The following is a 15,050-nucleotide window of genomic DNA, read 5'->3' on the forward strand; positions in this document are numbered from 1 at the left end:
ACGACACAAAGAAAGCGCCTCACGGCAGTGGGCGCGGTTCCAGGGTAGTCCCTACCCGAAGAAGCCGCGCCCACCGTCACGAAGACCCCGCCGTCGCGAAGAGCCCGCCGTCGCGAAGACCTCACCGTCGCGAAGAGCCCACCGTCACGAAGACCTCACCGCCACGAAGACCTCACCGCCACGAAGACCCCACCACCGTGACCCACCGTGGTGCCCCGCATGACCCACCGCCCGCACACCGCGTCGATCAGCCCTCCGGGCGCTCCCCCGTGCCGCGCTTGGCGTCGTTGTTACGCGGCGTGCGCGCGGGACCGCGCCGGACCGACCCGGGGGCGACCCACGCCTTGGGCTCCTTGAGCCGCTCGGACGACTCCAACTGCCACGGCACCGACGTGACCATCACGCCCGGTGTGAACAGCAGCCGGCCCTTGAGCCGCAGCGCGCTCTGGTTGTGCAGGAGCTGCTCGTACCAGCGCCCGACCACGTATTCGGGGATGTACACCATCACCACGTCGCGCGGGCTGGACCGGCGCACCGACTTCACGTACTCGATGACCGGGCGGGTGACCTCGCGATACGGCGAGTCGAGGACCTTGAGCGGGACCTCGATCCCGCGCTCCTCCCAGTCGCGCCGCAGTGCCTCGGTCTCGCTCGGGTCCACGCTGACGGTGACCGCTTCGAGCACGTTCGGCCGACCGGCCCGGGCGTAGGCGAGGGCGCGCAGCGACGGCTTGTGCAGCTTGGACACGAGCACGATCGTGTGCACGCGCGACGGCAGCTTGGTGTCGTCCTGCTCGACCGCCGCCAACTCGGTGGCGACCCGGTCGTAGTGCCGCCGGATCTGCTTCATCAGCAGGAACAGCACGCCCATCGCGGCGATCGCGATCCACGCGCCCTGCAGGAACTTGGTCACCAGCACGATCACGAGCACCGTGCCGGTCATGAACAGGCCGAACGCGTTGATCACCCGGCTGCGCTTCATCCGCCCGCGGGTGGCCGGGTCCTGCTCCGTCTTCAGGTGCCGGGTCCAGTGCCGGATCATGCCGGCCTGGCTCATCGTGAACGACACGAAGACGCCGACGACGTAGAGCTGGATCAGCTTGGTCGACTCGGCCTCGAAGGCGACGATCAGCACGATCGCGAACGCGGCCAGCATGATGATGCCGTTGCTGAACGCGAGCCGGTCGCCGCGCGTATGCAGCTGGCGCGGCAGGTAGCGGTCCTGGGCCAGGATCGAGCCGAGCACGGGGAAGCCGTTGAACGCGGTGTTCGCGGCCAGGATCAGGATCAGCCCGGTGACCGCGAGCACGAGGTAGAACAGCGGCGCCAGCCACGTCCCGCCGAAGACCGCGTCGGCGACCTGCGCCACCACCGTCTTCTGCTCGTAGTCCGCGGGTGCCCCGATGATCTGGGTCGCCGGGTCCTCCGCGAAGCGCACCTTGGTCATGTTGGCGAGCGCGAGCATGCCCATCAGCATGGTGACCGAGATGGTGCCCATGAGCAGCAGCGTGGAGGCCGCGTTCTTGCTCTTGGGCTTGCGAAAGGCCGGTACGCCGTTGCTGATCGCCTCGACGCCGGTCAGGGCCGCACAGCCGGACGAGAACGTCCGCAGGAGCAGGAACACGAGTGCGAAGCCGCTGAAGGTGTCCTCGGCCTCGATATGGAAGCCGGCGCTCTCCGCCTCCATGTTCGCCCCGGCGGCGCCGCGGATCAGACCGAACACGGTCATCCCCAGGATCGCGACCATGAAGGCGTAGGTGGGAACGGCGAAGAGCTTGCCCGACTCGCGCACGCCGCGCAGGTTCATCGCCATCAGCAGCAGCACGAGGCCGACTGCTATCAGCACCTTGTGCGATTCGAGCGCGGGCACGGCCGAGGCCATGTTGGCCACGCCGGAGGAGACGGACACCGCCACGGTCAGCACGTAGTCGACGAGCAGCGCGCTGCCCACCGTCAGGCCGGCGTTGGGTCCGAGGTTGACGTTCGCGACCTCGTAGTCACCGCCGCCGCTGGGATAGGCGTGCACGTTCTGGCGGTAGGAGGCGACAACGGTCAGCATGACCACGACGACGGCCAACCCGACCTGCCACGAGAAGTGGTACGCCGCCATCCCCGCCAGGGACAGGGTGAGCAGGATTTCGTCCGGCGCGTAGGCGACGGAGGAGAGCGCGTCGGAGGCGAAGATGGGTAGCGCGATGCGCTTCGGCAGGAGCGTCTCGTGCAGCTTGTCGCTGCGCAGGGCTCGGCCGACAAGGATGCGTTTGGACAGATCGGTCAGTCTTGACACGCAGGTGATCGTAGGCCAATGAACTTTCGCCGGGCCGGGGGCATGCCGCAAGGCGCCCACGTGTAACGTCTCGCGGAGGTCTGCCACCCTGGTAACACCACAAATGAGCATCAGACCGGGCACAACGGACCAAATCCGGAAGGACGGCCGTGCACATCGTCATCATGGGCTGCGGGCGCGTGGGATCCACGCTGGCCCAGACGCTCGAGGAACTGGGGCACTCGGTGGCGGTCATCGACCGTGACCCCTCCTCGTTCCGCCGGCTGGGGTCGCACTTCTCCGGCCGCCGGATCAAGGGCATCGGCTTCGACCAGGACACCCTGCGCGAGGCCGGTATAGAAGAGGCCGGCGCGTTCGCGGCGGTCAGCAGCGGCGACAACTCGAACATCATCGCGGCGCGCGTCGCGCGCGAGACGTTCGGCGTGGAGAACGTGGCGGCGCGGATCTACGACCCGCGCCGGGCCGAGGTGTACGAACGCCTGGGCATCCCGACCGTGGCCACGGTCCGCTGGACCGCCGACCAGATGCTGCGCCGACTGCTGCCCAGCGGGGCCGAGCCGCTGTGGCGCGACCCCTCCGGGAGCGTGCAGCTCGCCGAGGTGCACGTCAGCTCGACGTGGGTCGGCCACCGGATCAGCCGCCTCGAACAGGCGTCGGGTGCCCGGGTGGCGTTCCTCACCCGTTTGGGCGAAGGCGTGCTGCCGACCTCCGAGACCGTGATCCAGGAGGGCGACCTCGTGCACGTGGTCATGCACCAGGCGGATGTGGCCGCCGTCGAGGCGGCCTTCGAGAAGGCACCGGAGGAGGGCTGATGCGGGTCGCAATCGCGGGCGCGGGCGCGGTGGGTCGCTCCATCGCCGCCGAGCTGTTGGAGAACGGCCACGAGGTCCTGCTCGTCGACAAGGCACCGGACGCCATCAAGGTGGACAGCGTGCCGCAGGCGGAGTGGCTGCTCGCCGACGCGTGCGAGATCTCCTCGCTCGACGAGGCCGCGCTGCAGCGCTGCAACGTGGTGATCGCCGCGACCGGCGACGACAAGGTCAACCTGGTCGTCTCGCTCCTGGCCAAGACCGAGTACGGCGTGCCACGCGTGGTCGCCCGGGTGAACAACCCGAAGAACGAGTGGCTGTTCAACGAGGCGTGGGGCGTGGACGTCGCCGTCTCGACGCCACGCCTGATGTCGGCCCTGGTCGAAGAGGCCGTGAGCGTCGGCGACCTGGTCCGCCTGATGCGCTTCAGCCAGGGCGACGCCAACCTCGTCGAGCTGACCCTTCCGGGCGACGCCGCCCTCGTGGGCACGCGCGTCGGCGACGTCGCGTGGCCCGAGGACACGGCGCTCGTGACGATCATCCGGGACGGCCGGGTGCTGGTACCCGGCAAGGACGACTCGCTCGAAGCCGGCGACGAACTGCTGTTCGTCGCGGCGCCGCACCGCGAAGAGGAACTGGAGGAGCTGCTGTCGGCATGAGGTGCGGGTGCGGACTCATGGCCACACCCCGACCGACGGCGCCTTCCGATCGACGGCTCAGGCGGCGGCCAGGTCACCCATGACCTGGTCCGCCTCCTCGCTGAACGCGCGCGCGATCGGCTCCTTGCCGTACGGGCGCAGCTGCCTGCGGAAGTCCGCGAGGAAGTCGTTGCACTGTGTCGACGACAGGTTGCCGGCGATCCGCAACGCCTCGGTCGCCTTGAGGCACGCGGCGTCCAGATCACCCTGTGCCAGGTGGGCCGCGGCAATGAACGTGGTGTCCTGCGCGCAGCGGCGGGAGGCACCGGCCCGGCGCAGCTTCATCGACTCGCTCGCGAAGCCGTGGATCTTCTCCGGCAGGCCGAGGTCGCGATGGCTGTGCGCGAACTCGTGCCGGAGCTCCGACTCGTCGAAGTAGTTGCACCACGACGGGTCGTCCTGGGCCGGACCGGCCGCGTCCAGCTGCCGCTCGGCGGCGCCCATCGCCTTCTCGCACCCGCGCCGGTCGCCCATGGCCGCGTAGCCGCGCGCCTCCATCGACGACACGATCGCCCGCGCGCGCGGGCCCAGTCTGCTCCCGGCCCCCTGTTCGGCGGCCCGGGCGAGCTGGACCGCCTCCCACCCGTGTCCCAGGTAGACCGCCTGACACGCCATGTTGGCCAGGACGTACGCGCCGTACGCCGGGTCGTCGGCCGCCTGCGCGAGGCGCAGCGCCTGGATGTGGTAACGCTGCGCGAGCGCGTGCCGACCGGAATCGAACGACAGCCACCCGGCGAGCTCGGTCAGTTCGGCGACCGCACGAAACAGCCGGCGGCCCACCTCGTCGCCGTACGAGCCGGCCAGTTTGGTGCGCGCGACGCCGTTGAGATGGTTGACGACGGTGTCCCGCAGGTCCCCGCCGCCCTGGGCTCGGTCCAGTCGGCGAAACGCGAGGACGGTCTGATGGATGCGTAGTACGTCGGCGTCGCGCACCGTGGTGGGTCCGTGGGAGGCGAGCTTCTCGGGCTCGCCCTCGGCCCTGGATGCGGTCGACCAGAACAGCGCGGGGGCGGCGAACGCCCCGACGCCGAAGGCCGTGTTGGCCAGGAAGGTACGGCGGTTCATGTCTCTCTCCGACAATTCGGCCACGGCCCGTCTGACATCGGCCGCGGTCCGGGCGACGATCAGCCCGTCGAAGGGGTCGGGGTTCGGTGGACGTCTGTCGCGCAACCCGAGGTCCATGACCGTCAGTTCGCATCCCAAGCGGCGGCCGAGCGCCTCGGCCAACAACTCGGGAATCGGCCAGCGCGGCTGGGCGCCTTCGAGCCAACGCGCCACCGAGGTGTGGCTGCACCCGAGGTGCAGCCCGCGTCGCTCGGCGACGATGTTGACCCAGCGGGCCAGTTCGCGCCGGGAGAGACCGGCTTCCGCTACCAATGCGATGAGGCCACCGTTTCCGGCCACCGTCCCCGCCTCCTTCGTCCACTGGAGGTCTAACTGGGACGCTAATCGCACGGTTACGGGATCATGCGGGAATGGCTGATTGGACCGCTCATGGCCCAAATTCTCCGCAATCGACCGGATCACGCCATCGGAATGATCACTCCGTTGATCACTTCGTTGATCGATCCGGGATCACTCCGTTGATCACTCCGCGATCGATCCGCGGATCAGTCCGCGACGCGTTCTTCCCGGGATCTCCGGACGCCCGCGTCGGATCCGTAGGAGTCATCGGAGCCGTAGGAGTCATCGGAGCCGTCCGAGTCGTCCGAGTCGTCGTCGGCCTCGTCCTCCGCGTCCGCGACCTTCACCGGCGGCGGCGCCTTGGACATGATCAGCCACGTGATGTAGCAGACGACCAGGAACGGCGGCACGCCCAGCGCCACCTTGGCGATGCCCAGCGCGGTGACGTTGCCGGTCCAGTAGATCGGGATCTGGATCACGATGCGCAGGATGAACATGACGAACCAGACCCAGGTGGCCTTGCGGTACGCCGCGTATCGCCCGGGGTTCTGTCGCCACGTGAAGTTCTCGCCCAGCGCCGGGCCGAGCACGACGCCGATGAACGGCCACCGCACCAGGATCGAGGTCAGGTACACGGTCGCGTAGCCGGCCGAGAGGAACATCCCGAACGCGTAGAAGTTCTCGGCCTTGCCGGACTTGACCGCGATCCACCCGGCCAACGCCACCCCGAGGAAGCCGCCGAGCGCGTGCTGCAGGCTCTCGCGGCGCACGATCCGCACGACGGCGAACGCGAGCGCCACCCCGCCGGCGGTCATCGCCGACGTCCACGTCGAGCGGCTGATCGTGTACGCGATCACGAAGACGAGCCCCGGGACGGTCATGTCGATCATGCCGCGGACACCACCGAAGGCGGCGATCATCGTGGCCGCGCTGTCGGTGGGGGCAGGCTTCGCGCCGGCCACGTCCGAGGCGGGCTGTTCCATATGGGCGGTCACTCGATCACTCCCGGCCGACGGGGCGCAGTTCGTACCTGGGGTTGAACAGGACGGGCCGCCCCTGAGCGGTACTGACCCGACCGTAGGCGACCAGCTGCCGCCCGGGCTCGATCCCGGCTATCCGCCGCCGACCGAGCCAGACCACCGACAACGCGCCCGAACCGTCGTAGAGCTCCGCCTCGAGGGCGGGCACCCCCGCGCGCGGCCGGAACGTCACCGTGCGCAACGTCCCGCCGACCGTGATCAGGTCACGCTCGACCACGTCCACGATCTTGGTGCAGCCCAGTCGCTGGGAGTCGTGCAGCAACTCCTCGGCGTGCAATTCCTCATGGGTCGACGTCAAACGATCCAGCATCCGCCGCAATCGCCCGGGCCGACGCTCCACCCCGGCTGCGCTACCACTCATGTCGGGAAGGGTACCGCCTAACGCCGCACGGCCCGAAGCTCGAAACGCCCGCCGGCGAGGCGCCGGGGGGCACATCGCGCTCACCCGCCTACACCTCGAACCGGTAGCCCATCCCCGGCTCCGTCAACAGGTGGCGCGGGTGCGACGGGTCGCGCTCCAGCTTGCGCCGCAGCTGCGCCATGTACACGCGCAGGTAGTTGGTCTCCGTCCCGTACTGCGGCCCCCACACCTCCTGCAACAGCGCCCGCTGGCTGACCAGCCGTCCCGCGGCCCGGACCAGGACCTCCAGCAGATGCCACTCGGTCGGCGTAAGCCGCACGTCTGCCCCGTCCCGCGAGACCCGCTTGGCCGCGAGGTCCACCGTGAACGACTCGGTGACCACGACCGGCGCCTCCTCCTCCGGCACCGCCCGGCGCACGGCCGCCCGCAGCCGCGCGAGCAGCTCGTCCATCCCGAACGGCTTCGTCACGTAGTCGTCCGCGCCCGCGTCCAGCGCCGCGACCTTCTCGGCCGAGGCGTGTCGCGCGGACAGCACGATGATCGGGATCTTCGTCCAGCCGCGGAGGCCCTTGATCACCTCGACCCCGTCGATGTCCGGCAGGCCGAGGTCGAGCAGGACCACGTCCGGGTGCCGGTCCGCGGCGGCGGTGAGCGCGGCCGTGCCGTCGCCCGCCGTGTCGACGTCGTAGCCGCGGGCCTTGAGGTTGATGGCCAGGGCCCGCACGATCTGTGGCTCGTCGTCGACGACCAGGACCCGTGTCATCGCTGTTCCTCCGAAGTGGTTCGCGCGTCTGTGGTTCGCGCGTCGGTAGTCGGCACGTCTGTGGTTCGCGCGTCGGTGGTCGGCGCGTCAGTGGTTCGCGCATCGGCCGCCGAGAGGCCGGCGGTCCGCAGTTCCAGCACCATCGTCAGTCCCCCACCCGGGGTGTCCTCGGCCGTCAGCGTCCCGTTCATCGCCTCCGCGAAGCCGCGCGCCACCGCCAACCCGAGTCCCACCCCGCTGCCCTGCGGCACGTCGCCCAAGCGCTGGAACGGCTCGAAGATCCGATCCTTGGACTCGTCCGGCACACCGGGCCCCCGGTCCGCCACCCGCAGCTCGACACGATCACGCAGCGTCCCCGCCGACACGTGTACGCGACGGCCCGTCGGGCTGTGCTTGACCGCGTTCTCTATGACGTTGGCCAGGACCCGCTCCAGCAGCCCCGCGTCGGCGCACACCGCGGGCAGCGTCTCGGGGATGTCCAGGGCGACCCGGTCCTCGGCCACGCCCGCGAGCGCGCCCGGCACCACCTCGTCGAGACCGACGTCGCCCATCAGGGGGGTGACCGTGCCGGTCTGCAACCGGCTCATGTCGAGCAGGTTCCCGATCAGCGAGTCGAGCCGGTCCGCGCCGAACTCGATCGCCGCCAACAGCTCGGCCTCGTCCTCGGCCGACCAGCTCACGTCCTCGGCCCGCAGGCTGGACACGCTCGCCTTGATCGTGGCCAGCGGCGTGCGCAGGTCGTGCGAGACCGCCGCGAGCAGCGCGGTCCTGATCCGGTTGCCCTCCTTGAGCTGCCGGGCCTGGGCCGCCTCCGCGACCAGCTGCCGACGCTCCAGGACCACCGCGGCCTGCGCCGCGAACGCCCCGAGCACCCGCCGGTCCTCGGCCGGCAGCACCCGCCCCGACAGCGCGAGCGCGAGCGTGTCGGACACCGGCACGTCCACGTCCGCGGCCTCGGGCCTGACCACCGGATGCGGCCCCACGCTGCCCACACACAGCCACGGGCCGCGGTGCTCCGCGCGCTGGAGCAGCGCCACCGACTCCATCCCGAACGTCTCACGCACCCGGTCCAGGAGCGCCGGCAACGCCTGCTCGCCGCGCAGCACGCTGCCCGCGAGGAAGCTCAGCGTCTGCGCCTCGGCCTGACTTCGCGCGGCCTGATGGGTGCGTCTGGCCGCGAGGTCCACCACCGAGGCCACGGACAGCGCGACCAGCACGAAGATGCCCAACGCGAGCATGTTCTCCGGGTCGTCGATCGTCAGGTTGTGCAGCGGCGGCGTGAAGTAGTAGTTCAGCAGCACCGAGGACACCACGGCCGTCAGGACCGACGCCCACAGGCCGCCGATCAGCGCGACCGCGACGGTGACCGTCAGGAACAGCAGCATCTCGGTGGACATGCCGTGGCTGCCACGCGTCGCGTCCAGCGTGTACGTGAGCGCGACCGGACCGATCACGGCCACCGCCCACGACGCGATCCGGCGCCCGCGTCCCAGCGGGGAGCGCATCGGGCGCAGCACACGCCCCACGCCCGCGTGCTCGTGCGTGACGATGTGCGTGTCGATGTCCCCGGACTGCGCGGCGACGGTCGCGCCGACGCCGGGCCCGAACAGGTACTGCCACGGCTTGCGTCGGCTGCTGCCGAGCACTATCTGCGTCGCGTTGACCCCGCGCGCGAAGGACAGCAGCGCGGTCGGCACGTTCTCGCCGACCACGGAGTGGAACGTGCCGCCGAGCGACTCGACCAGCGCGCGCTGCTTGGCCAGCGTCTCCGGGGATGCGCCGGTGAGCCCGTCGCTGCGCGAGACGTACACCGCGAGCAGCTCGCCGCCGGAGCCGCGGGTGGCGATCCGCGCGGCCCGACGCAGCAGCGTGTCGCCCTCGGGGCCGCCGGTCAGGCCGACCACGATCCGCTCGCGCGCGGGCCAGGTCGCGTCGATCTCGTGCTCGCTGCGGTACTCCTGGAGGTATTCGTCCACCCGGTCGGCGGTCCACAGCAGCGCCAATTCGCGCAGCGCGGTCAGGTTGCCGACCCGGAAGTAGTTGGACAGCGCCGCGTCGACCTTCTCCGGCGCGTACACGTTCCCGTGTGCCATCCGCCGGCGCAGGGCCTGCGGCGACATGTCCACGAGCTCGATCTGCCCGGCCCGGCGGACCACCTCGTCGGGCACGGTCTCGCGCTGCGGGACGCCGGTGATCGATTCGACCACGTCGTTGAGCGATTCGAGGTGCTGCACGTTGACCGTCGAGATCACGTCGATCCCGGCGTCGAGGATCTCCTCGATGTCCTGCCAACGCTTCTCGTGGCGCGAGCCGGGCACGTTGGTGTGCGCCAATTCGTCCACGAGGGCGACCTTGGGACGCCGCGCGATGACGGCGTCCACGTCCATCTCGGTGAAGGAGCCACCTCGGTGGTCCAGGATCACGCGGGGCACGACCTCCAGGCCCTCGAGGATGTCCTCGGTGTTGGGCCGGCCGTGGCATTCCACGAAACCGACGACGACATCGGCGCCGCGCCTGAGCCGGCGCTGCCCTTCGCCCAACATCGCGTAGGTCTTGCCGACGCCGGGCGCCGCACCGAGATAGATCCGGAGCTTGCCGCGTGCCATGTCACCCATTCTCTGTCCAGGGGCGGGATGTACCGACACCGGCACACCCCGCCCTCCGGAACGCTCCGCTCCCGGCGAATCAGCCCGCGAGCTTCTTCAGCGCGATATTGAGCTCCAGGACGTTGACCCGCGGCTCGCCGAGGATGCCGATGACTCGGCCGTCGACGTGGTCGCGTACGAGCGCGCGCACCCTGACCGGGTCGAGCTTTCGCTCCTTGGCGACCCGGTCGACCTGGATCAATGCGTACGCCTGGGAGATCGCCGGGTCCAGGCCCGAACCACTCGCGGTGACCGCGTCGACCGGGACCCGGTCCTCGGGCACCCCGTTGAACTGCGCCACCTGGGCCTTGCGGTCCTTGACGAGCTGGACGAAGTCGGGGTTCTCCGGACCGTAGTTGGACGCCCCGGAGGCGAGCGCGTCGTAGTTGGACGCGGACGGGCGCGGCTGGAACCACTTGGGGTCCGGCAGCGGCCCGACGCCCTTCGCCTGCTCCTCGGTGAGCGGCGCGCCGCCCTGGAGGTAGGTGTAGCTCTCGCCGTCGGCCGTCGCGAGGACCTCGCGGCCCTCCGCGTCGAACGTGCGCGGGTTGCCCTCGGTGTCGACGAGGTCGAACGACTGACCGATCAGGCTCGACCCGACCTCCTTGCCGTCGACCTCGACCATCGACCCGTCGGCCCTGTCCGGGAACACCGCCTGCGCGATACCCGTCATGGACAGCGGGTAGAGCACGCCCAGCAGCACGGTGAGGACGAGGAACGCCCGCAGGGACGCGCCGAGGACTCGAATGCGGGTACTGAGATTCGTGACCATGGGGATCAACCGATTCCGGGGATGAGCGAGACGAGCAGGTCGATGAGCTTGATCCCGACGAACGGGGCGATCAGACCGCCGAGGCCGTAGATCCGCAGGTTGCGGGCGAGCAGCTTGTCGGCCGACATCGGCTTGTAGCGCACGCCGCGCAGGGCCAGCGGGATCAACGCGACGATGATCAGGGCGTTGAAGATGACCGCCGAGATGATCGCCGACTCGGGGGTGGCCAGCTGCATGATGTTGAGCTTGTCCAACGGGCCGAGTGCCTCGGCGCCCTTGATGCTCGCGAACATGGCCGGAATGATCGCGAAGTACTTCGCGACATCGTTGGCGATGGAGAACGTGGTGAGCGCGCCGCGGGTGATCAGCAACTGCTTGCCGATCTCCACGATCTCGATCAACTTGGTCGGGTTCGAGTCCAGGTCGACCATGTTCCCGGCCTCCTTGGCGGCGGAGGTGCCGGTGTTCATCGCCACGCCCACGTCGGCCTGAGCCAGCGCCGGCGCGTCGTTGGTGCCGTCGCCCGTCATCGCGACGAGCTTGCCGCCGGCCTGCTCGCGCTTGATCAGCGCGAGCTTGTCCTCCGGGGTGGCCTCGGCGAGGAAGTCGTCCACGCCGGCCTCGTCCGCGATCGCCTTGGCGGTCAGCGGGTTGTCGCCGGTGATCATGACGGTCTTGATGCCCATCCGGCGCAGCTCGTCGAACCGCTCCCGCATGCCCTCCTTGACCACGTCCTTGAGGTGGATCACCCCCAAGACCCGCGCGCCGGCACCGTCATGCACCGCGACCAGGAGCGGCGTGCCGCCCTGACCCGAGATCCTGTCGACGAGTTCGCCGGACTGGGCCGGAACGGACCCGCCGCGGTCGGCCACCCACGCGTTGATCGCCGAGGCCGCGCCCTTGCGGACCAGCCTGGTGCCCTTCTCCTCGGCCAGGTCCACCCCGGACATCCGGGTCTGGGCCGTGAAGGCGACCCATTCGGCGTGCGTCAGCTCGCCCTGGCCGCGCTCGCGCAGTCCGTAGCGCTCCTTGGCGAGCACCACGATCGAGCGCCCCTCCGGAGTCTCGTCCGCGAGCGAGGACAGCTGTGCGGCGTCGGCCAGCTCGGCCTCGGTCACACCGTCCACCGGGACGAACTCGGATGCCTGCCGGTTGCCGAGCGTGATCGTCCCGGTCTTGTCCAACAGCAGCGTGGACACGTCCCCCGCCGCCTCCACCGCACGCCCCGACATGGCCAGCACGTTGCGCTGCACCAGTCGGTCCATGCCCGCGATGCCGATCGCGGACAGCAGCGCCCCGATCGTCGTCGGGATCAGGCACACCAGCAGCGCGACCAGGATGATCATCGACTGCTCGGCGTGCGCGTACATCGCGATCGGCTGCAGCGTGACGACCGCGAACAGGAAGATGATCGTCAACGACGACAGCAGGATGTTGAGCGCGACCTCGTTCGGCGTCTTCTGCCGAGCGGCGCCCTCGACGAGGGCGATCATCCGGTCGATGAAGGTCTTGCCGGGCTCGGTGGTGATCTTGACGACGATCCGGTCCGACAGCACCTTGGTGCCGCCGGTGACCGCGGAGCGGTCGCCACCGGACTCGCGGATGACGGGCGCCGACTCGCCGGTGATGGCCGACTCGTCCACGCTCGCGACGCCCTCGACGACGTCGCCGTCACCGGGGATGATGTCGCCGGCCTCGCATACCACGAGGTCGCCGACGGTCAGTTCGGTGGCCGCGACCCGTTCCTCGCTCCCGCCGGCCAGGCGCCGCGCGACGGTGTCCGTCTTGGCCTTGCGCAACGTGTCCGCCTGCGCCTTGCCGCGCCCTTCGGCGACGGCCTCGGCCAGGTTGGCGAACACCACGGTCAGCCACAGCCAGACGGTCACCAGCCAGGCGAAGACGCTCGGGTCCTTGATCGCCATGACGGTCGTGATGACCGAGCCGATCTCGACCACGAACATGACCGGCGTGCGGACCATGACGCGCGGGTCGAGCTTGCGGAGCGCGCCGGGCATCGCCTTGAGCAGTTGCCGGGGTTCGAACAGACCGGCGGATACCCGCCCCGCGCCGGCCGGCGCGGTCGCCTGTTCTTCTTCTACGGGACGTACAGCGGTGTCGGTCATGCCAATCCCTCGGCAAGCGGGCCCAGCGCGAGCGCCGGGAAGAAGGTGAGGCCCGTGATGATCAGGATCACGCCGACGAGCTGGCCCACGAACAGGGGCCGGTGCGTCTTGAGCGTGCCCGCGGTGTCCGGAACACTCTTTTGCTCTGCGAGTCGGCCGGCCAGGGCCAGCACGAGGCAGATGGGGACGAAGCGGCCGATCAGCATCGCGAGGCCGATCATCGTGTTGTAGAACTCGGTGTTCGCGCCGAGGCCGGCGAACGCGCTGCCGTTGTTGTTGGCGCCCGAGGTGAAGGCGTACAGCACCTCGGAGATGCCGTGTGGCGAATCGGAGTTCATGATCGCCGCCTGTTCACCGGGTAGCGCGAGTGCGATGCCGGTGAAGGTCAGGATCGTGGCGGGCACGACGAGGATGTACATCGCGACCAGCTTCATCTCGCCGGCGCCGATCTTCTTGCCCAGGTATTCGGGCGTCCGACCGACCATCAGGCCGGCCACGAACACGGCCAGGATCGCCATGATCAACATGCCGTACAGGCCGGAGCCGACACCGCCGGGCGTGATCTCGCCGAGCATCATCCCGAGCATGGTGAGCCCGCCGCCCAGTCCGGTGTAGGACGAGTGGAACGAGTTGACCGCGCCGGTGGAGGTCATCGTGGTGGAGACCGCGAACTGCGAGGACCCGGGGATCCCGAAGCGTTGCTCCTTGCCCTCCATCGAACCGCCGGCGATCTCCAGGGCCGCACCGTTGCCGTGCGCCTCGGTCCACCACATGAGCAGGACCGCGGCGAACCAGATCACGAACATCGCGGCGAGGATCGCGTAGCCCTGCTTGGCGCTGCCGACGAGCTTGCCGAACGTACGCGGCATCGAGAACGGGATCACCAGGATCAGGAAGATCTCGAACAGGTTGGTGAACGCGTTCGGGTTCTCGAAGGGGTGCGCCGAATTCGCGTTGAAGAAGCCGCCGCCGTTGGTGCCGAGCTCCTTGATCACCTCCTGCGAGGCCACCGGCCCGCCCGGGATGCTCTGCGAACCACCCGAGAGCGTCTGCACCGTCTGCGGATCGGCCAGGTTCTGGATCGTGCCCGACGCGACCAGCACGATCGTGCCGATGATCGCGATCGGCAACAGGATGCGGATCGAACCGCGCACGAGGTCGACCCAGAAGTTGCCGATCTCACCGGAGCGGACCCGGACGAACCCGCGGACGAGGGCGATGGCCACGGCCATGCCCACCGCGGAGGAGACGAAGTTCTGCACGGTGAGGCCGACCATCTGGACCGTGTGGCCCATGGCGGCTTCACCGGAGTACGACTGCCAGTTGGTGTTCGCCGTGAACGACGCGGCGGTGTTGAACGCCTGATCCGGCTTGATCGGCTCGAACCCGAGGTCGAACGGCAGCTTGTCCTGGAACCGCTGGAGCGTGTACAGGCCGAGCACCGAGAACAGCGAGAAACCGAGGACGCTGCGCAGGTAGACCGTCCAGCGCTGCTCGGTGTCCGGGTTGGCGCCGATCAGCTTGTACAGGACGCGCTCGCCGCGCAGGTGCTTGTCACTGGAATACACGTGGGCCATGTAGTCGCCGAACGGGCGATGGACCGCGGCCAGGATCGCTATCAGCAGGGACAGCTGGAGGGCCCCCGCGAGCGTGGTGCTCACCTAGAACCTCTCGGGGAAGATCAGGGCCAGGATCAGGTAGCCGAGCAGGGCGATGGCGACGCTCAGGCCGACGATGCTTTCGGCGTTCACAGCTTCGCCACCCCCTTTGCGATCACGACGACCAGCGCGAAGAACGCGATCGTCAGGATTACGAAGGCCAGATCAGCCATCGCGTTTGCTCCTTGGGACGGACAGGCGCTTGATCGCCCGTAAGGAGGACATTGATAGCAGTTCCAACACGGCACAAATGCCCATGAAAGGGTCATTACCGAAAGCGTTGGCGTCGCCCTGACGCGGCCCCGCGTCTTCTTGACGGGCCCTTGACGCGCGGTCCCGAGCGGCCGCGCCGACCCCTCCCGAAAAGCGCGTTCCGGACATGCCGAAAGCCCGGCCCCGCCTTTCGGCGGAACCGGGCTTCGGGTGCCCTTCGGGATGTCTCCCGGATCGACGGGCCTCGCTAAAAGGAGACCTGGGTACTGGCGGCGGA

12 protein-coding genes are annotated in these 15,050 nt (G+C 69.3%); 2 read left to right on the plus strand and 10 right to left on the minus strand.

Features of this window, described 5'->3' with window-relative positions:
- Positions 1 to 247 precede the first annotated feature (247 nt).
- Positions 248 to 2,287, minus strand: coding sequence for an APC family permease (locus OG928_RS09060; RefSeq protein WP_406281377.1), 2,040 nt, complete (start codon positions 2,285 to 2,287; stop codon positions 248 to 250).
- 149 nt (positions 2,288 to 2,436) lie between these two features.
- Between OG928_RS09060 and OG928_RS09065 the strand changes: the two genes are divergently transcribed.
- Positions 2,437 to 3,099 carry a potassium channel family protein gene (locus OG928_RS09065; protein WP_406281380.1) on the plus strand — a complete coding sequence of 221 codons (663 nt, stop codon included), beginning with the start codon at positions 2,437 to 2,439 and terminating at the stop codon, positions 3,097 to 3,099.
- Entirely contained in the window at positions 3,099 to 3,755 is a 657-nt protein-coding gene (locus OG928_RS09070) for a potassium channel family protein (protein ID WP_406281383.1), read from the plus strand. The genes OG928_RS09065 and OG928_RS09070 overlap by 1 nt, the downstream gene beginning before the upstream one ends.
- 57 nt (positions 3,756 to 3,812) lie before the next feature.
- Here the strand turns inward: OG928_RS09070 and OG928_RS09075 are convergent, their stop codons facing one another.
- From OG928_RS09075 to kdpF, 9 genes are all read right to left on the minus strand, one after another.
- Complete coding sequence (locus OG928_RS09075) at positions 3,813 to 5,198, minus strand: hypothetical protein (RefSeq protein WP_406281386.1); 1,386 nt, start codon at positions 5,196 to 5,198, stop codon at positions 3,813 to 3,815.
- A 206-nt stretch (positions 5,199 to 5,404) separates the two neighbouring features.
- The gene (locus tag OG928_RS09080) at positions 5,405 to 6,193 is read right to left on the minus strand and encodes a DUF3159 domain-containing protein (protein WP_406281388.1); all 789 of its coding nucleotides are present in this window, start codon (positions 6,191 to 6,193) and stop codon (positions 5,405 to 5,407) included.
- Between the two features lie 4 nt (positions 6,194 to 6,197).
- The gene (locus OG928_RS09085) at positions 6,198 to 6,599 is read right to left on the minus strand and encodes an OB-fold nucleic acid binding domain-containing protein (protein ID WP_406281391.1); all 402 of its coding nucleotides are present in this window, start codon (positions 6,597 to 6,599) and stop codon (positions 6,198 to 6,200) included.
- Positions 6,600 to 6,687: 88 nt separating this feature from the next.
- Positions 6,688 to 7,362 carry a response regulator gene (locus OG928_RS09090; RefSeq protein WP_406281394.1) on the minus strand — a complete coding sequence of 225 codons (675 nt, stop codon included), beginning with the start codon at positions 7,360 to 7,362 and terminating at the stop codon, positions 6,688 to 6,690.
- On the minus strand, positions 7,359 to 9,968 hold the full coding sequence (locus OG928_RS09095; RefSeq protein ID WP_406281397.1) for an ATP-binding protein: 2,610 nt from the start codon (positions 9,966 to 9,968) through the stop codon (positions 7,359 to 7,361). The genes OG928_RS09090 and OG928_RS09095 overlap by 4 nt, the downstream gene beginning before the upstream one ends.
- A gap of 79 nt (positions 9,969 to 10,047) precedes the next feature.
- Positions 10,048 to 10,779 (minus strand): potassium-transporting ATPase subunit C, encoded by a 732-nt coding sequence (locus OG928_RS09100; protein ID WP_406281400.1) that lies wholly within the window; start codon positions 10,777 to 10,779, stop codon positions 10,048 to 10,050.
- Between the two features lie 5 nt (positions 10,780 to 10,784).
- Positions 10,785 to 12,902, minus strand: a complete 2,118-nt coding sequence (gene kdpB, locus OG928_RS09105) for a potassium-transporting ATPase subunit KdpB (RefSeq protein WP_406281403.1) — start codon at positions 12,900 to 12,902, stop codon at positions 10,785 to 10,787.
- On the minus strand, positions 12,899 to 14,563 hold the full coding sequence (gene kdpA, locus OG928_RS09110; protein ID WP_406281406.1) for a potassium-transporting ATPase subunit KdpA: 1,665 nt from the start codon (positions 14,561 to 14,563) through the stop codon (positions 12,899 to 12,901). Before kdpA ends, kdpB begins: the two co-directional genes overlap by 4 nt.
- Positions 14,564 to 14,653, minus strand: coding sequence for a K(+)-transporting ATPase subunit F (gene kdpF, locus OG928_RS09115; RefSeq protein WP_406281409.1), 90 nt, complete (start codon positions 14,651 to 14,653; stop codon positions 14,564 to 14,566).
- Positions 14,654 to 15,050: the final 397 nt, after the last annotated feature.

This window comes from Embleya sp. NBC_00896, assembly GCF_045207785.1.
Lineage (GTDB): Bacteria > Actinomycetota > Actinomycetes > Streptomycetales > Streptomycetaceae > Embleya.

Bases quoted from the DNA above. Each gene is read 5' to 3' on its own strand.
- OG928_RS09095 (WP_406281397.1), bottom strand. From the start codon at position 9,968: ATGGCACGCGGCAAGCTCCGGATCTATCTCGGTGCGGCGCCCGGCGTC.
- OG928_RS09070 (WP_406281383.1), top strand. From the start codon at position 3,099: ATGCGGGTCGCAATCGCGGGCGCGGGCGCGGTGGGTCGCTCCATCGCC.
- OG928_RS09090 (WP_406281394.1), bottom strand. From the start codon at position 7,362: ATGACACGGGTCCTGGTCGTCGACGACGAGCCACAGATCGTGCGGGCC.
- OG928_RS09085 (WP_406281391.1), bottom strand. From the start codon at position 6,599: ATGAGTGGTAGCGCAGCCGGGGTGGAGCGTCGGCCCGGGCGATTGCGG.
- kdpB (WP_406281403.1), bottom strand. From the start codon at position 12,902: ATGACCGACACCGCTGTACGTCCCGTAGAAGAAGAACAGGCGACCGCG.
- OG928_RS09100 (WP_406281400.1), bottom strand. From the start codon at position 10,779: ATGGTCACGAATCTCAGTACCCGCATTCGAGTCCTCGGCGCGTCCCTG.